The organism is Vibrio alginolyticus NBRC 15630 = ATCC 17749 (assembly GCF_000354175.2).
Classification (GTDB): Bacteria; Pseudomonadota; Gammaproteobacteria; order Enterobacterales; family Vibrionaceae; genus Vibrio; species Vibrio alginolyticus.
In genome coordinates this window covers 2373237-2391194 of record NC_022349.1, presented here as the reverse complement: position 1 = coordinate 2391194, position 17958 = coordinate 2373237, and the positions used below count along the sequence as shown (strand labels likewise).

At 46.2% G+C, this 17958-nt stretch carries 17 protein-coding genes; 8 read left to right on the top strand and 9 right to left on the bottom strand.

What is annotated here, in order from left to right; all coding sequences use genetic code 11:
• Positions 1-16: 16 nt before the first annotated feature.
• Positions 17-640: a YigZ family protein gene (locus N646_RS11000; RefSeq protein ID WP_005378891.1), complete on the bottom strand. Its 624-nt coding sequence runs from the start codon at positions 638-640 to the stop codon at positions 17-19.
• 260 nt (positions 641-900) lie between these two features.
• Between N646_RS11000 and fadB the strand changes: the two genes are divergently transcribed.
• From fadB to acuI, 3 genes are all read left to right on the top strand, one after another.
• A complete protein-coding gene (gene fadB / locus N646_RS10995) occupies positions 901-3072 on the top strand; it encodes a fatty acid oxidation complex subunit alpha FadB (protein ID WP_017821926.1) in 2172 nt (723 codons plus the stop codon).
• 14 nt (positions 3073-3086) lie between these two features.
• On the top strand, positions 3087-4262 hold the full coding sequence (gene fadA / locus N646_RS10990; protein ID WP_006743176.1) for an acetyl-CoA C-acyltransferase FadA: 1176 nt from the start codon (positions 3087-3089) through the stop codon (positions 4260-4262).
• Positions 4263-4512: 250 nt separating this feature from the next.
• Complete coding sequence (gene acuI / locus N646_RS10985) at positions 4513-5493, top strand: acrylyl-CoA reductase (NADPH) (protein ID WP_017821925.1); 981 nt, start codon at positions 4513-4515, stop codon at positions 5491-5493.
• 52 nt (positions 5494-5545) lie between these two features.
• Here acuI and N646_RS10980 read toward each other — a convergent pair whose 3' ends face one another.
• Together N646_RS10980 and N646_RS10975 are read right to left on the bottom strand one after the other, a co-directional pair.
• Positions 5546-6490, bottom strand: coding sequence for a LysR family transcriptional regulator (locus N646_RS10980; RefSeq protein WP_017821924.1), 945 nt, complete (start codon positions 6488-6490; stop codon positions 5546-5548).
• Between the two features lie 167 nt (positions 6491-6657).
• Positions 6658-6840, bottom strand: coding sequence for a hypothetical protein (locus tag N646_RS10975; protein ID WP_005378880.1), 183 nt, complete (start codon positions 6838-6840; stop codon positions 6658-6660).
• 133 nt (positions 6841-6973) lie between these two features.
• Here N646_RS10975 and tusA point away from each other — a divergent pair, with 133 nt between their 5' ends.
• On the top strand, positions 6974-7222 hold the full coding sequence (gene tusA, locus N646_RS10970) for a sulfurtransferase TusA (RefSeq protein ID WP_005378879.1): 249 nt from the start codon (positions 6974-6976) through the stop codon (positions 7220-7222).
• 44 nt (positions 7223-7266) lie between these two features.
• Here the strand turns inward: tusA and N646_RS10965 are convergent, their stop codons facing one another.
• Together N646_RS10965 and N646_RS10960 are read right to left on the bottom strand one after the other, a co-directional pair.
• Positions 7267-7527, bottom strand: coding sequence for a hypothetical protein (locus N646_RS10965; RefSeq protein WP_005378878.1), 261 nt, complete (start codon positions 7525-7527; stop codon positions 7267-7269).
• Positions 7528-7687: 160 nt separating this feature from the next.
• Complete coding sequence (locus tag N646_RS10960) at positions 7688-8242, bottom strand: TMEM165/GDT1 family protein (protein ID WP_017821922.1); 555 nt, start codon at positions 8240-8242, stop codon at positions 7688-7690.
• Positions 8243-8726: 484 nt separating this feature from the next.
• Between N646_RS10960 and glyQ the strand changes: the two genes are divergently transcribed.
• The 4 genes from glyQ (at position 8727) to N646_RS10940 (ending at position 15509) form a co-directional block, all read left to right on the top strand.
• A complete protein-coding gene (gene glyQ / locus N646_RS10955) occupies positions 8727-9644 on the top strand; it encodes a glycine--tRNA ligase subunit alpha (protein WP_005383818.1) in 918 nt (305 codons plus the stop codon).
• A gap of 13 nt (positions 9645-9657) precedes the next feature.
• A complete protein-coding gene (gene glyS, locus N646_RS10950; RefSeq protein WP_005378875.1) occupies positions 9658-11724 on the top strand; it encodes a glycine--tRNA ligase subunit beta in 2067 nt (688 codons plus the stop codon).
• A 217-nt stretch (positions 11725-11941) separates the two neighbouring features.
• Complete coding sequence (locus tag N646_RS10945) at positions 11942-14026, top strand: alpha-amylase (RefSeq protein WP_017821921.1); 2085 nt, start codon at positions 11942-11944, stop codon at positions 14024-14026.
• A 229-nt stretch (positions 14027-14255) separates the two neighbouring features.
• Positions 14256-15509: a valine--pyruvate transaminase gene (locus tag N646_RS10940; RefSeq protein WP_017635592.1), complete on the top strand. Its 1254-nt coding sequence runs from the start codon at positions 14256-14258 to the stop codon at positions 15507-15509.
• 126 nt (positions 15510-15635) lie between these two features.
• On the opposite strand, the gene N646_RS10935 is transcribed toward N646_RS10940, so the two are convergent.
• The 4 genes from N646_RS10935 to tnpA all read right to left on the bottom strand — a co-directional run bounded on the left by N646_RS10935 (position 15636) and on the right by tnpA (position 17810).
• Positions 15636-16073, bottom strand: coding sequence for an Hsp20 family protein (locus N646_RS10935; RefSeq protein WP_017821920.1), 438 nt, complete (start codon positions 16071-16073; stop codon positions 15636-15638).
• A gap of 389 nt (positions 16074-16462) precedes the next feature.
• On the bottom strand, positions 16463-16591 hold the full coding sequence (locus tag N646_RS25065; protein ID WP_017821919.1) for a hypothetical protein: 129 nt from the start codon (positions 16589-16591) through the stop codon (positions 16463-16465).
• Positions 16592-16605: 14 nt separating this feature from the next.
• Positions 16606-17022: a GreA/GreB family elongation factor gene (locus tag N646_RS10930; RefSeq protein WP_017821918.1), complete on the bottom strand. Its 417-nt coding sequence runs from the start codon at positions 17020-17022 to the stop codon at positions 16606-16608.
• A 353-nt stretch (positions 17023-17375) separates the two neighbouring features.
• Positions 17376-17810 carry an IS200/IS605 family transposase gene (tnpA, locus tag N646_RS10920; RefSeq protein ID WP_017633711.1) on the bottom strand — a complete coding sequence of 145 codons (435 nt, stop codon included), beginning with the start codon at positions 17808-17810 and terminating at the stop codon, positions 17376-17378.
• Between the last annotated feature and the right edge of the window lie 148 nt (positions 17811-17958).

Genomic DNA, 17958 nt, shown 5'->3' with positions numbered 1-17958 from the left:
TGCTTCCTGTTTTTCATTATTGTCCGTCTAGCGGAGTGACAATTGCCTTTGCCCCGCTTTTATTGATGATTGCTTGGGTAAACGCGCTCACTTCTCGAAGCTCAATTTCCACCACTAATACGACCTGATCGCTGTATTCAGCCTCGACTTCTATCGCACCAAATTGCGGCATGATTGATTGTGCGATAGGCATAAACCCATAGTCTAACGTTAGTCTGAGCTTTGTGGTTATTTTTTTCTCAATAGTTTGAAGCAGCTTGAGCGCTTGTTGAACCCCACCCCCATACGCTTTAACCAAGCCGCCTGTACCTAACTTGATTCCACCAGAGTATCGCGTGACCACAGCCGTGATCTCCCCCACCCCAGATCCAGACAGCTGCGCCAGGATTGGTTTGCCTGCCGTCCCTGAAGGTTCTCCATCATCACTAAAGCCCCACTTCATCGAATCTTCTGGTCGACCAGCAACAAAGCCCCAACAGTTATGTCTAGCATCAGCGTGTTTAGCTTTGATTTGATCAACAAATGCTTTTGCAGCTTCGATACTTGGCGTGTGTGCCAAATAAGTAATGAAGACGCTCTTTTTAATTTCTTCTTCAAATTGAGCGGGCTCTGCTGGAATCAGATAAGGCTTGTCATTCATAGGATTATGGATTCATGTCTATTTGCCTGAAGTCTATCACGAGTGTGATTTACCCGTCGCATAAGATCTGCCACAGCGCACAATGTTAAACACTTGTTTAAAAAATGTATTGAAATTAAACAATCCACGATCCAAACTAACCTTACTGGTCAAACCAGAACAAAATAAAACGACTTCCTCGATACCTATTTGCCGAGGTACACGGCGTCGTTGAAATAGGTATACAGACAATCCACGATTGTATGTCATGGAGATAGACAATGATTTACCAAGCCGAAACCCTACAGGTAAAGGAAATACAAGATGGTATTGCAGAGCTAAGCTTCTGCTCTCCAAAATCCGTCAACAAACTCGACCTAGCGACATTAGAATCGCTAGATAAAGCTCTTGATGCGCTCATTGCCCATCAAGGCCTCAAGGGGTTGTTGCTCACTTCAGATAAAGACGCATTCATTGTAGGCGCAGACATTACCGAGTTTTTAGGTCTGTTTGCTAAAACGGATGCCGAGCTCGACCAATGGCTGCAATTTGCTAATAGCATCTTTAACAAATTAGAAGACTTACCCGTTCCGACCATCTCAGTGATCAAAGGCCACGCTCTTGGTGGCGGTTGTGAATGTGTGCTAGCAACAGACATGCGTATTGGTGACAAAACCACCAGCATCGGCCTACCAGAAACGAAACTGGGAATCATGCCTGGCTTTGGTGGTTGTGTACGCTTACCTCGCGTTATTGGCGCAGACAGCGCAATGGAAATCATCACCCAAGGTAAAGCATGCCGAGCTGATGAAGCATTGAAAATTGGCTTACTCGATGCAGTTGTAGAGACTGATGCTTTATACGAATCAGCACTACAAACTCTTAACTCTGCAATTAACGAGAAACTTGACTGGCAAGCACGCCGAGCACAGAAAACATCTCCGCTAACGCTGAGTAAGCTTGAATCAATGATGAGCTTCACCATGGCGAAGGGTCTGGTGGCACAAAAAGCAGGCCCTCACTACCCTGCCCCAATGACAGCCGTTATCACGATTGAAGAAAGTGCTCGCTTTGCACGTAATGAAGCGTTAGACATTGAACGTAAGCACTTCGTGAAATTGGCTAAATCGGAAGAAGCAAAATCACTCGTTGGCCTATTCCTTAATGATCAATACATCAAAGGCATTGCGAAAAAAGCAGCGAAGTCAGCAAGTAAAGACACGCAACGTGCAGCCGTATTAGGTGCAGGTATCATGGGTGGCGGCATTGCTTACCAATCAGCGCTAAAAGGTGTGCCAGTCTTGATGAAAGACATCGCACAAGCGTCGCTCGACCTAGGCATGACTGAAGCATCTAAGCTGCTGAATAAACGCTTATCTCGCGGTCGCATTGATGGCTTTAAGATGGCGGGTATTTTAGCGTCAATCACACCGAGCTTACATTACGCAGGTATTGAAAACTCTGATGTGATTGTTGAAGCTGTCGTTGAAAACCCGAAAGTAAAAGCAGCAGTTTTAAGTGAAGTTGAATCCCATGTCGGTGACGACACCGTTATCACCTCAAACACCTCAACGATTCCTATCAACCTATTGGCAAAATCACTAAAACGCCCAGAAAACTTCTGTGGTATGCACTTCTTCAACCCAGTGCATCGTATGCCTCTTGTTGAGATCATCCGTGGTGAGCACACCTCTGATGAAACCATCAATCGTGTTGTGGCGTATGCTGCGAAAATGGGCAAATCACCAATTGTCGTTAATGACTGCCCAGGGTTCTTCGTTAACCGCGTATTGTTCCCATACTTTGGCGGCTTCAGCATGCTACTTCGTGATGGTGCTGACTTTACGAAAATCGACAAAGTCATGGAGCGTAAGTTTGGCTGGCCGATGGGACCGGCGTACTTGCTTGACGTAGTCGGCATTGATACCGCGCACCACGCACAAGCTGTGATGGCTGACGGTTTCCCTGAGCGTATGGGTAAACAAGGTCGTGATGCGATTGATGCACTGTTCGAAGCAGACAAATATGGTCAGAAAAATGGTAATGGCTTCTACTGCTACACCATAGATAAAAAAGGTAAGCCGAAGAAAACCTTCTCCGAAGCGATCTTACCGGTACTTGCTGACGTTTGTGCCGATAAGCAGGACTTTGACGATCAGACCATCATTCAACGTATGATGATTCCAATGATCAACGAAGTGGTGCTGTGCCTACAAGAAGGCATCATCGCGACTCCGCAGGAAGCAGATATGGCATTGGTTTATGGTCTTGGTTTCCCTCCATTCCGCGGTGGCGTATTCCGCTATCTAGACAGCGTGGGTATTGCTGAATACGTTGAAATGGCAAAACAACACGCCGAGCTAGGTGCGATGTACCAAGTACCGCAAATGCTGATTGATATGGCGGCGAAAGGTGAAAGCTTTTACGGTGCACAACAGCAAGGTTCTATCTAAGGAGGGATTCTAAAATGACTAATCAAACAAGAAATGTTGTCGTAGTCGATTGTCTACGTACTCCAATGGGTCGCTCTAAAGGTGGTGCTTTCCGTCATACACGAGCAGAAGATCTATCTGCGCGCCTAATGAAAGGCATTCTTGCGCGTAACCCACAAGTGAACCCAAGCGAGATTGAAGACATCTACTGGGGCTGTGTACAGCAAACACTAGAGCAAGGCTTTAACGTTGCACGTAATGCGGCGCTGCTTGCTGGTCTGCCGATTGAAATTGGCGCCGTGACGGTGAATCGCTTGTGTGGTTCATCAATGCAAGCGCTTCACGATGGTACACGTGCCATCATGACTGGCGATGCTGAAATCTGCCTAATTGGTGGTGTTGAGCACATGGGGCATGTGCCAATGAACCACGGTGTAGACTTTCACCCAGGTATGTCAAAGAACGTAGCAAAAGCTGCGGGCATGATGGGCTTAACGGCTGAAATGCTTGGTAAATTACATGGTATTAGCCGTGAGCAACAAGACGAGTTTGCCGCTCGCTCTCACGCTCGTGCGCACGCAGCAACCGTAGAGGGTCGTTTTAAAAACGAAATTCTACCAATTGAAGGCCACGCAGCAGACGGCACACTGTTCACTCTGGATTACGACGAAGTGATTCGCCCTGAAACATCCGTTGAAGGTCTATCTCAACTTCGCCCAGTGTTCGACCCAGCAAACGGTACAGTAACAGCCGGTACTTCATCGGCGCTGTCCGATGGTGCATCAGCGATGTTGATCATGAGTGAAGAGAAAGCCAATGAGCTTGGTTTGAAGATTCGTGCACGTATTAAAGGCATGGCCATTGCGGGCTGCGATCCTTCTATTATGGGTTACGGTCCTGTACCTGCGACGAAAAAAGCGCTCAAGCGTGCCGGTCTTTCAATTGAAGACATGGATGTGGTTGAGCTAAACGAAGCATTTGCCGCGCAGTCTCTGCCGTGTGCTAAAGACTTAGGCCTGCTTGATGTTATGGATGAGAAGGTCAACCTTAACGGTGGTGCGATAGCATTGGGTCATCCACTAGGCTGTTCTGGTTCACGTATCTCAACAACGTTGATCAACCTAATGGAAGCGAAAGACGCGAAATACGGTCTGGCCACCATGTGTATCGGTTTGGGTCAGGGCATTGCGACAGTATTTGAACGACCATAACAGTTCAAGACGTTGTTGTAGTGATCGAGCCAACAATCATAAGCAAATGAACTAGTACTAAAATTTTTAGTATTACACTTAAGGGCGACAATTGATGTCGCCCTTTGTTTTACATCAAACATGCATGAAGAGCATACATTAAATGCTCAAGTTTCATTTTATTCATAGACAAAGAAGACATACACTTAGACCAGTTGATATCTTGCTGCATGTGGCCCAGAGTCATGCTACCGCACAATCGGAGAACCTTATGTTTAATGCTCTAGTTCTAAATCAAGAAGACAAACGTACTATCGCTAACATCGAGCAAATCGATGAAACACAACTGCCTGAAGGCGACGTTCTGATTGACGTTGATTACTCATCGTTAAACTACAAAGACGGTCTTGCGATCACAGGTAAAGGTAAAATCATCCGTAACTTCCCGATGGTGCCAGGTATTGACTTAGCAGGTACGGTAGTAAGCTCAGAAGACGACCGCTACCAAGCTGGTGACAAAGTTGTCCTTACTGGCTGGGGCGTGGGTGAAAACCACTGGGGTGGTATGTCTCAGCGTGCTCGTCTAAAAGCAGATTGGCTAGTACCACTACCAAAAGGTCTAGACAGCAAGAAAGCAATGATGGTTGGTACTGCTGGTTTCACAGGCATGCTATGTGTTCAAGCACTGCTTGATGCAGGCATCAAACCTGAAAACGGCGAAATCCTAGTAACTGGCGCAAGTGGCGGTGTAGGCTCAGTAGCAGTAACGCTTCTAGCACAACTTGGCTACAAAGTTGCTGCAGTGACAGGTCGCGTAGAGAAAAACGGCCCACTACTAGAAAAACTTGGTGCTAGCCGCATCATCGACCGCGTTGAATTTGAAGAGGCAGCACGTCCGCTTGAAAAGCAAGTATGGGCAGGTGCCGTTGATACTGTGGGCAGCAAAGTACTGGCTAAAGTATTGGCGCAAATGGATTACAACAGTGCAGTTGCAGCTTGTGGTCTTGCAGGTGGTTTTGATCTACCAACCACAGTGATGCCGTTCATCCTACGTAATGTTCGCCTACAAGGTGTGGACTCAGTAATGTGCCCAACAGAGAAACGTATCGCTGCATGGGAAAAGCTGGTCGAGCTACTACCAGACAGCTACTTCGAGCAAGCGTGTACTGAAGTTGCTCTTGCTGAAGCACCGAAATATGCAGAAGACATCACCAACGGTCAAGTAACGGGTCGTGTGGTTATCAAGCTATAAACACTGACTCAGTGTAAACAGACGAAGAGCCGGCATTGCTGGCTCTTTTTTGTTAGCAGTTCAGTCCCATATCTTCGATACGTTTAGCTATCAGACGGCTACACTCTTCACGCACAATCGTTCTTAACCATTCTTGAGCGGGAGAATGCTCGCAACGCGCATGCCAAATCATCGAGTATTCAAACGGCGTGAATTGGAATGGTAACGGTTTCACCACCAAGTCATAACGCTCGGCAACCAGATACGCCAAGTCCGCTGGCACTGTGATGATAATTGGCAAGGTATCCATGATCGCCAATGCGGCTTCTAAATGATAAGCCCGCAGGACCATTTTACGCTTAGGTTTCTCCATCAAAGCTTGTTCGATCAGTGCCTTAACACCATCACTGATGGCGATCATGGCATGTGGATGACTCAGATAATCATCCAAGCTCATTTCTTTATTCGCTAATGGATGCTGTTTTGAAAGCATACACAGCACCCCCACTCGCCCCAACACTTCACTGCGTAGAGGCTCCACCGGGCCTGTCGGGCGACAAATCGCTAAGTCTGCACCTTCATAAGTGAGCTGATCTGATAAACGGTCGTGTTGCAGTGGTAAGAAGTTGAAAGACACGTTTGGCGCTTCTTGGTAAATTCTCGGCAAAGCGAACGGTAAGATCGTTTGCATGGCATAGTCGGTGGTCACGATGTTGAAAGTCTGTACGCATTGCAATGGGTCAAACTCAACCGGAGATAACAACTGACGTAAAGACTCTAATGGTTCGCCCAATGAGCGATCGATCTCTAACGCTTTCTGAGTTGGGATCAAATGCTGTCCCTGACGAGTAAACAGCGGATCTCCCAATAAGTCACGCAGACGACCAAGCACGCGACTCATTGCCGATTGACTCAGGTTCAGACGTGTTGCCGCCTTACTGACACTGTTTTCTTCTATCAGTACTCGCAACGCAACCAGTAAATTTAAATCTCGGCGATAGATGTCTTCCAGTTCCACGAATTAGCCACTTATTTTGTATGTGTTTGGGTAAATTGTACTCTTTAGGCAAAAAAAATCCCGCCTTTCAGCGGGGAAGCCCAAGAAAAATGGGGATAGTGTCGGAATGAAGTGTCGGTAAAAATAGGTGAGCGTTATTAAAAGCATTCTGATCCAAGCAAGAAGCGCTAATTTTCTTGCTCAGATGCGCCAGACCATCTGCGCATCTCGATCCAAATCCCAATAATAGTGGCAACCATGCCTACTAGAGGCGTCAAAGAGGTGTCAGCTGGCGTCCTGAGTACCAATGCACAAAACGAGATAAAACACAGCACTGAGTAAATCGTAAGTCTGTCTAACGCTGTTAACATTGCCTCTCCCTTGCCAGTTGTTACCAAATTGTTAATTTAAGGTAAAACAAAAAATTCGGTTTGCCAAGTGGTTATTGAATATTTTTTCAACGAAAGTAAAATTCAACGCTCAGTTAGTTACGAGAATCACACTATGAGCTTTAATCCTGAACTGGCAAACAAGACATTAGAGGCGGAAGGACTGCGCTGCCCAGAGCCAGTGATGATGGTCAGGAAGACAATTCGCAACATGCAAGATGGTGAGATTTTGCTGGTCAAAGCAGACGATCCATCCACAACTCGAGACATTCCGAGTTTCTGCCGCTTTATGGACCACCAATTAGTTGCGGCACAAACGGAGCAAGTTCCGTATCAGTACCTGATCAAGAAAGGATTGGAATAATCTGGTCGAACTAAAAACGGCAGCCAATATTGGCTGCCGTTTGTTTATTCGTCGTATTCGAGTGTGCGAACTTCTGATTGGAGCTTGTTAAGTTGTTTCTTCATTGCCCGCATCTCTTCATGCATAGGAATGATGTGAGCGACACGAATCCACGCTTCTACTGTCAATCCAGTAAGGACGAACGATCCTGCTACAATCGGTAACCACATATCAGTTAGCACCATCGCTAGTAAACACAGCGCTAAACCAAAAGTGAATAAATAACTCTGACTCTTCGGGGACATCCCCATGTAACGTGTAAGCATAAACTTGCCCTCTCGCTATCATTCACACCATTAAACTACCATGACAAGTATGACACTTATATGTCATCCGTCACGCAACGGAACGATTTAGAGTCAGAGTTTGAACTCGCGCAGCACGCCACTAATGATTGATAACTCACATCATTTCACGTGCAAAAAATCAGAACAGTGCAGCCCCTATTGCCAGAGCAATAAACAAAAATGCGGTGATTTTACGGATCAGCCCTAAAGGCATCTTGTCGGCCGACAATTTACCAATCAGGACCACAGGTACATTCGCCAGCAGCATACCGATTGTGGTACCGATAATCACCAAACTTAACGCATTCGCGTATTGCGCCCCTAAGATGGAAGTGGCGATCTGAGTTTTATCGCCTATCTCCGCAACGAAGAACGCGATAAAGCTGGCAATAAATGGGCCTCGATTAGAAATCTGCTCGTCATCATCCAGTTTGTCCGGGATCAGAACCCAAGCCGCCATCGCGACAAAACTGACCACCAGCACCCACTTTAAAATCTCAGGTGATAGATAGTCTGCGACAACCACACCTAACCATGCAGCCAAAGCGTGGTTGGCAATAGTTGCCAAAAAGATTGCTGCAATAATTGGGATTGGTTTTCGGTAACGACTTGCAAGTAATAGAGATAGCAATTGGGTCTTATCGCCAATTTCTGCTAACGCTACAGTAGTAATTGAAATAGCTAAAACGCTCACGACATGCTCATTGGGGCAGGGATTATTATTTTTAACCGAAGACAAACCTCACGCCCCTACCCCGGTTCGTGATGATTTGTCTAAGGTCTTGCTAAACTTGAAAGGCTTCAAGTCTCGAACGCCATGGTGATTTTGCACCAATTATGTTGACGGACGAACCAGATGAAACAGAAACTTCATCAGGTAAGCTACTCCCCAAAGACAGGCGCAATTCTAGCCACCTTTGTTGCGCTTCTCAAGAGCCAAAGCAGGCAAAAACTCCCTTTTAGGAAAAATACAGCAGATAACGCGGTAAAAATTCATTAAAGGAGAAAATCGCCCACGAATTAATCAAGATTAGCTCTACTCCCATGCTCAATATCTGGTTATACTAGATTGTTAATTTATTCAACCGTAATTACTCTTTATCGCCGTTGTTAGAGTTGAAAAACTCGGCATAGATGACGAATTAACGAGTAACAAGAGAATCGCGCGAACCTGACTTATGCAAAAATACGATATCAAAACCTTCCAGGGAATGATCCTCGCGCTGCAGGATTATTGGGCTCAAAATGGTTGTACCATTGTTCAACCGCTAGATATGGAAGTGGGTGCGGGTACCTCTCACCCAATGACCTGTCTACGAGCGCTTGGCCCAGAGCCAATGTCGACAGCTTACGTACAACCTTCACGTCGTCCTACTGATGGCCGTTACGGTGAAAACCCTAACCGTCTTCAGCACTACTACCAATTCCAAGTAGCGCTAAAACCATCGCCTGACAATATTCAAGAGTTGTACCTTGGCTCCCTTGAAGTTCTTGGTATTGACCCTCTTGTACACGACATCCGTTTCGTAGAAGACAACTGGGAAAACCCAACACTAGGCGCATGGGGTCTGGGCTGGGAAGTTTGGCTAAACGGCATGGAAGTGACCCAGTTTACTTACTTCCAGCAAGTTGGTGGTCTTGAGTGTAAACCAGTAACTGGTGAAATCACTTACGGTATCGAACGTCTAGCAATGTACATCCAAGAAGTAGACTCTGTTTACGACCTAGTTTGGAACATCGCACCAGACGGCAGCAAAGTGACTTACGGTGATATCTTCCACCAAAACGAAGTAGAGCAATCAACTTACAACTTCGAGCACGCAGACGTTGAATTCCTATTTGGTTTCTTCGAACAGTGTGAAAAAGAGTGTAAAGAACTACTTGAGCTTGAAAAGCCACTGCCACTGCCTGCTTACGAACGCATTCTAAAAGCTGGCCACGCATTCAACCTACTAGATGCGCGTAAAGCGATCTCAGTAACTGAACGCCAACGTTACATCCTACGCATCCGCAACCTGACGAAAGCAGTTGCAGAAGCATACTACGCATCGCGTGAAGCTCTTGGCTTCCCAATGTGTAAGAAAGAACAAGCGTAAGGGGTAGAGTAACATGGCAAAAGAATTTCTAATCGAGCTAGGTACAGAAGAGCTACCACCAACGCAACTTCGCACTCTAGCTGAAGCATTCGCAGCAAACTTCGAAGCAGAACTAAAAGGCGCTGAGCTTGCTCACGAAGGCGTGAAATGGTTCGCGGCACCTCGTCGTCTTGCACTTAAAGTAGCAGCACTAGCAGACAGCCAGTCTGACAAAGTTGTTGAAAAGCGTGGTCCTGCAGTTTCTGCAGCGTTTGACGCGGAAGGCAACCCAACAAAAGCAGCTCAAGGCTGGGCACGCGGTTGTGGCATCACGGTTGACCAAGCAGAACGCATGGTTACAGACAAAGGCGAATGGCTACTGTTCAAACAAGAAGTGAAAGGTCAGCCAACGTCTGAGATCGTCGTTGAACTTGCAGCGAAAGCACTAGCAAACCTACCTATCGCAAAACCAATGCGCTGGGGTAACAAAACAACTCAGTTCATCCGTCCAGTTAAGACGCTAACCATGCTAATGGGCAGCGACCTAATCGAAGGCGAGATCCTTGGTGTTGCTTCTGACCGCACTATCCGTGGTCACCGCTTCATGGGTGAGCAAGAGTTTACTATCGATTCTGCTGAGCAATACCCTGCGATCCTAGAAGAGCGCGGTAAAGTAATGGCAGATTACGAAGCGCGTAAAGCAATCATCCTAGCTGACGCACAAAAAGCGGCAGCAGCGGTTGGCGGTATCGCTGACCTAGAAGATGACTTAGTAGAAGAAGTAACGTCTCTGGTTGAATGGCCAGTAGTACTAACAGCGAAGTTTGAAGAAGAGTTCCTAAAAGTGCCTTCTGAAGCGTTGGTTTACACCATGAAGGGTGACCAGAAGTACTTCCCTGTTTACGATGAAAACAAGAAGCTACTACCTAACTTCATCTTCGTATCGAACATCGAATCAAAAGAGCCTCGTTACGTAATCGAAGGTAACGAGAAAGTGGTTCGTCCTCGTCTTGCTGACGCAGAATTCTTCTTCAACACAGACCGTAAGCGTCCGCTTATCGACCGTCTGCCTGAACTAGAGCAAGCGATCTTCCAAAAGCAACTGGGTACGATCAAAGACAAAACAGACCGCATCACAGAGCTTGCTGGCTACATTGCTGAGCAAATCGGTGCTGACGTTGAGAAATCAAAGCGTGCTGGTCTACTAGCAAAATGTGACCTAATGACCTCAATGGTATTCGAATTCACGGATACTCAAGGTGTTATGGGTATGCACTATGCTCGCCACGACGGTGAAGCAGAAGAAGTTGCAGTCGCACTGAACGAGCAATACATGCCTCGTTTCGCAGGTGATGAACTGCCATCTAACGGTGTTTCAACTGCAGTTGCAATGGCAGACAAGCTAGACACTATCGTAGGTATCTTCGGTATTGGTCAAGCGCCTAAAGGCAGCGACCCATTCGCACTACGCCGCGCATCTCTAGGTGTACTACGTATCATCGTTGAATACGGCTACAACCTAGATCTTGTTGACCTAGTAGCGAAAGCGAAGTCACTGTTTGGCGATCGCCTAACCAACGACAACGTTGAGCAAGACGTTATCGAGTTCATGCTTGGTCGTTTCCGTGCTTGGTACCAAGACGAAGGCTTCAGCGTAGACATCATTCAAGCAGTTCTAGCGCGTCGCCCGACGAAACCAGCAGACTTCGACCAACGAGTTAAAGCGGTTTCTCACTTCCGTGAACTAGAAGCAGCAGAGTCTCTAGCAGCAGCGAACAAACGTGTAGGTAATATCCTAGCGAAATTCGACGGCGAACTAGCAGCAGACATCGACCTAGCACTTCTACAAGAAGACGCAGAGAAAGCACTAGCAGAAAGCGTTGAAGTAATGACGGAAGCGCTAGAGCCAGCATTTGCTACAGGTAACTACCAAGAAGCCCTAAGCAAGCTAGCTGACCTACGTGAACCAGTTGATGCATTCTTTGATAACGTAATGGTAATGGCAGACGACGAAGCACTTAAGAAGAACCGTCTGACACTACTGAACAACCTGCGTAACCTGTTCCTACAGATCGCAGACATTTCTTTGCTTCAAAAGTAATTCATTACTCTTCGAAGTGATTAAGAAATAAGTAAAAGGGAAGCAGATGCTTCCCTTTTTTGTTGCCTTCAAACCGATGAAGGTGACGCTTATTATTCATTTTGTGAACAAGACTAAAATTTGTAGGGTGAGACGCGTTTAACTTGTTGGTGTAGAGCTCGGATTGTAGAGGCACAGTTTTGCTATAACTGGACTGTTTATTCGGGGGAAGGACACAATGAAAAAAACAATTCTCGCACTCTCTATCGGTCTACTGAGCGCCTGCAGCCAGATACCAGAAAATGCCATCGTATTAAACGTTGGTGATGACACCGCTGTTTTTGAGGAAAACTCACAAGGCTTACTTGTCGCTGAGCAAAAACTCGAAAAAGGCAGTTATACCTTTACCATTGCTGACAGCAAGCAAAGCTGTGGCAGTAGCTTTGCCCTAGCAGAAGAAGATCGCATCAAATTCAATCGTCCATTAAAAATGGATAATTGCGCCACTGATGCACAAATGCCGCTGCGCATCTTCAAAGCCAATACCTATCAATTTACGCTCAATCCAACCACCAACGAACTGACGGTAAAAATTAAACCAAAACAAAGTCAGGACATCACCTACTCTTGCCCTGTCGCAACTGACACGCCAAAAACCATCAACGTTGCTCAAACTTTTAATGATGGCACTGTCGTTCGTGATGCCTTAACCGAACAAGAAACCACTGTCGCCAATGGCAGCGTCACCATGCAACCGGGTCCTATGAGCCAAGGTCTATTGCTGCTAGAAGAAGTTGAACAGCAAGCCGACAAACCGTTCAGTTGGGACAATGCGACGGTGTACTTCGTCATGACCGACCGCTTCTACAATGGCAATCCAGACAACGACAACAGCTACGGTCGCAGCAAAGACGGAAAATATGAGATTGGTACCTTCCACGGTGGTGACTTAGCGGGTCTGACGAAAAAACTCGATTACATCGAATCACTTGGTGTCAATGCTATCTGGATAACCTCACCACTGGAACAAATCCACGGCTGGGTTGGCGGCGGCGATAAAGGCGACTTTAAGCACTACGGCTACCACGGCTACTACCACCAAGATTGGACCAAGCTTGATGCCAACATGGGTACCGAAGATGAGCTGAGAGCCTTCATCGATACCGCCCACAAGAAAGGCATCCGTGTAGTCTGGGATGTGGTCATGAACCATACTGGCTACGCCACATTAGCAGACATGCAGGAATTCGGCTTTGGTCAGCTTTACCTTGATGACCAAGAAGCTAAAGAAGTCCTCGGTGAAAAATGGACCGACTGGCAGCCAAAATCAGGACAAAGCTGGCATAGCTTCAACGACTATATCAAATACGGTGATAGCGAAGCGTGGGATAAATGGTGGGGCAAAGACTGGATTCGCACCGACATTGGCGACTACGATGCTCCGGGCTACAACGACATCACCATGTCTTTGAACTACCTACCGGATCTAAAAACCGAATCAACTCAAAAAACCGGATTACCAAACTTCTTCCACAATAAAGACACCAATGCGCAAAATGAGCTGCAAACCCCGCGTGAACACCTGATTACCTGGTTATCCGAGTGGGTGCGCGACTACGGCATTGATGGCTTCCGTGTCGACACTGCCAAACACGTTGAAATGGAAGCGTGGGCAGAGCTGAAAGCCAGCACCACCCAAGCGCTTGCTCAATGGAAGCAAAACAACCCGAACAAAGCCTTGGATGACCTACCTTTCTGGATGACAGGTGAAGTGTGGGCACACAGCGTGGTGAAGAGTCCGTATTTCGATAACGGCTTCGATTCCATCATCAACTTTGAGTTCCAATCTGATGTAGCACCAAAAGCGCTGAAGTGTTTCGCTCAACTTGATAATGATTACCGCCGTTATGCAGAACGCATCAATACCGATCCTGAGTTCAACGTGTTGAGCTACCTGTCTTCACACGATACACAGCTGTTTTGGTCAGCGCGCAGCCGCAGCTTTGATGACCAAGCACGTGCAGCGAATGCACTGATGCTGGCTCCCGGTGCAGTACAGATCTATTACGGTGATGAGATAGCTCGTGATTTTGGCATTACTGGTTCAGACGCCCACCAAGGCACACGCTCAGATATGCCATGGGATAAGATTCATGGCGAGCGTGAAGATCTGCTGCAACATTGGCAAAAGTTGGGTGAATTCCGTAAACGCCACCCAGCGGTTGCTCAAGGTAAGCACATCACTCGCAATCAAGAAGGTTACTACGCGTTCGAACGCCAATACCAAGACGACAAGGTGCTGATTGTTTACACCGGTGAGTAAATCACACTCTTTCCACCAGCAAGGGAAGCATAAGCTTCCCTTTTTTATTGTTCTTTTTGCCCTTTTGTCTCGTTCCTCTGGTCTGATGACGCACTTTTTTCTTTTTCGGCTTAATTCACACTTTGCGTTAATTACACATTGAGGTAAGGTCAAGGATTACTCGATAAGCCGATAAAACATCGGCATAAACATACACAAAGCAATCACAATGAATTAGGTATAAGTCAGCATGCAGTTCTCAAAGTTTGGTGAAAAATTTAATCAGTATTCAGGTATTACGCAGTTAATGGACGATTTGAATGATGGCCTGCGCACACCAGGTGCCATCATGCTCGGTGGAGGTAATCCTGCCGCCATTCCTGCCATGCTCGATTACTTTCACCAAGCCAGTGAGGAAATGCTCGCCAGTGGGGAGCTCGTCGCCGCCCTCGCCAACTACGATGGCCCGCAGGGTAAAGACGCGTTCGTCAAAGCGCTAGCTCAGTTATTCCGTGAAACTTACGGCTGGGATATTTCCGAAAAAAACATCAGCCTAACTAACGGTAGCCAAAGTGGCTTTTTCTACTTGTTCAACTTGTTGGCAGGTAAACAGCCAGACGGTTCGCACAAGAAAGTGCTACTGCCTATCGCGCCTGAATACATCGGTTATGGTGATGCTGGCATTGATGAAGATATCTTTATCTCTTACCACCCAGAAATCGAGCTGTTAGATAACGGCCTGTTTAAATACCACGTCGATTTTGAGCAACTCGCCGTCGACGACTCTGTTGCGGCAATCTGCGCGTCTCGCCCAACTAACCCAACGGGTAATGTACTGACAGATGAAGAAGTACGTAAGCTGGACAAGCTAGCACGTGAGAACAACATCCCGCTGATCATCGATAACGCCTACGGTCTACCTTTCCCGAACATCATCTTTGAAGATGTCGAACCGTTCTGGAATGAAAACACCATCCTATGCATGAGCCTATCTAAACTTGGCTTGCCAGGTGTGCGTTGTGGGATTGTGATTGCGAGTGAAGAAATCACTCAAGCATTAACCAATATGAACGGCATCATCAGCCTAGCTCCAGGCAGTGTTGGGCCTGCGTTGGCAAACCACATCATTGGTAAAGGCGATCTGCTTAAACTGAGTTCAGAGGTGATTAAGCCGTTCTACAAGCAGAAGTCGCAACGTGCGGTTGAACTGCTCCAACAAGCAATTACCGATGAGCGATTCCGCATCCACAAGCCGGAAGGCGCTATCTTCTTGTGGTTATGGTTTGATGAACTGCCAATCACAACAATGGAACTGTACCAACGCTTGAAAGCGCGTGGCGTATTGATTGTCCCTGGTGAATATTTCTTTATTGGTCAGCAAGACGAGTGGGATCACGCGCACCAATGCCTGCGTATGAACTACGTTCAAGATGATGAGATGATGCAAAAAGGCATTGCGATTATCGCTGAAGAAGTGGAAAAGGCTTACCGCGAAGGTAAATAGACGGATTGAACTCAGCCGTTCTTCTCTTTGAAATTACAGCTTTAAAATAGCGGATTTGAAAACCCCAAACTAAAAAGAGCGCCCATATGGCGCTCTTTCTCATTCTATAACCGGGTGGTTAACTGATTAGTTGTTCTCAATCAGGTTGGTACCACCGATAGCAATCTTACGTGGTTGCATGGCTTCAGGGATTTCACGAACTAAATCAATATGAAGCAGACCGTTTTCCATTGATGCACCCACGACTTTTACGTAATCCGCTAGCTGGAATTTACGTTCAAAATCACGTTCTGCAATACCTTGGTAAACGTAGTTTTTGCCTTCTTCTGCTTTACGCTCGCCCTTCACGATCAACATGTTTTCATTTTGAGTTAGATCGAGCTGTTCTTCAGCAAAGCCAGCAACGGCCATAGTAATACGGTAGTTGTGCTCGTCTTTTTGCTCAATGTTGTATGGAGGGTAACCGCCAGAAGTATTTTTCGCTGTATTCGCTTCCATCAGGTTTAGCAGACGATCAAAGCCAATTGCATTACGGTATAGTGGTGAGAAATCTACATTACGCATAAATCTATCCTCTTAATTAAGCAATAGTCTTAGTTCAGATGAGTTTCATCCTACTGGCGTGTTTATGCAAAAACCAACGCCGAACTAAGAGATTCTTATCATTCCACTGGCCTTGGTTTGGCTCGGAGACATGATATTGAATCTAAAGGTTTAAGTTGTGTGCTAAAACGCCATATCCTCTTCTGAGCGATCTCGTTTTAGCGATTTCAGAGGGCTGGTCTTCTAGTCTCTAGCAAGCCAGTCACCCTCTTCATAACTAGATATAAGGTCGTCAAAAATGACTTTCAAGGGAAAAAATAAAAATTTTTAAAGCATCCACTATCCCCTTGAACAGCTTAGTTCCTCATCACTTCGCGATCAGTGATAAAAAGCCCGCCGTTCTGGAGGGCTCAATCTACACTTTGCTTGCGGGAGGATTTACGCGCTTTTACAACGCCCTTTTCTGCCGCCTTTTCCTGCTTTAGTTTGCGCTTTTCTTTTAGACTCAACTGCGGTTGTTTCTTTTCTTTCTTACTCATGACTTCACCTCTATTTATTGGCACAACAGACAACCACACAGCATTTTCTGAGCTGGTGGTTGCGATTGATGAACAATTTCAGTAATCACAAAGCAGCGTCGCTGATTAAAAATTTCCACTTCGAGCGCATCATTTTTAGCTCGACCTAATAGTCGAGACCCCAAATAAGAATCGACCGCGAGCATACCTGTCATGGGTTGCCCCTTGCGCGAGCTGACCAATGTCATGCGATATTGATAGGCGCGTTCAACATCCACTAAGCGAACCGTGTCCCCAACCGCAATACGAGTTCGGTTACGGCAATGGGCTTGTTGCTCGCAGGTTTCAAATAGCGATAACAACCTTAGTGGTGATTGATAGGTTAAAAAGCGACTGGTTAACCACCAAGTTCGCAGCGCCAAGCAGTACGCTGAGAACCAGCGTTCAAACATGATTATTTCCTTCTTAATGCCTTGTCTTACAAATAAATTCAGTGCATTGAACCGGAAGTGCATCACTTCCGGCTTAGTTCAGGAAAGTCATCACCATTTTCTTAGTCTCCTTATTCATCAGCTCTTCAGCACTATAGCGAGCAGAAAAAAGAAAGCAAAAACGCTCAAGCGAACAAAATGGCGAGAAAAAAAGAAAACAGAAATAAAATGGCAGGCTTGATCGGGTTGTTGGCAGTTAGTACCAGAAAAACATCCGCTTTAGCAGAAAGTGGCGATTTTAGCTGGTGGTAAAGTAAATTACCACCTTCTAAAGAAGGTGGCTTTGTGTGAGCCCCCTAAAAGGGGGCCTTTGTTTAGTCCAGCGCCAATTGCTGCTGCTCTACTCGCTCTTGCTTCTCTTGATGTCTTACATATCGGCGTATTATTTCTTCATTGATTCCAACACTATCGACAAAATAGCCTCTTTGCCAAAAGTGATTACCCCAAAGCCTGTTCTTCCTAAGGTGAGGAAACTTGCTAAATAGCTTTAAGGCTATTTTGCCTTTCAATACCCCCATCAACTTGGATATCGAAAGCTTTGGTGGGACCTTTACAACTAAATGTACGTGGTCAACTTGTACGTTTAGCTCTACGACTTCACATCCAAGTTGATTACAGTAAACATAAATACATCGATAAACTTCTTTACCTATATTGTTCTTCAAGATCCTAAATCGATACTTTGGCGTCCACACTATATGGTATTGACAACGCCAAAATACGTGGGAAGCTTGATTGTATCTACTCATGTTATTTGTCCTCTTTGACTTCTGGAAAAATCAAAGACGCATTTAGCATGAGTAGTTTTACAGGCAAAGCCGAAACGGATGATAACCACCTACTGAAGTAGGTGGTTTAGGGCTGAAAACAAAAAAAGCAGCGATTTCTCGCTGCTTT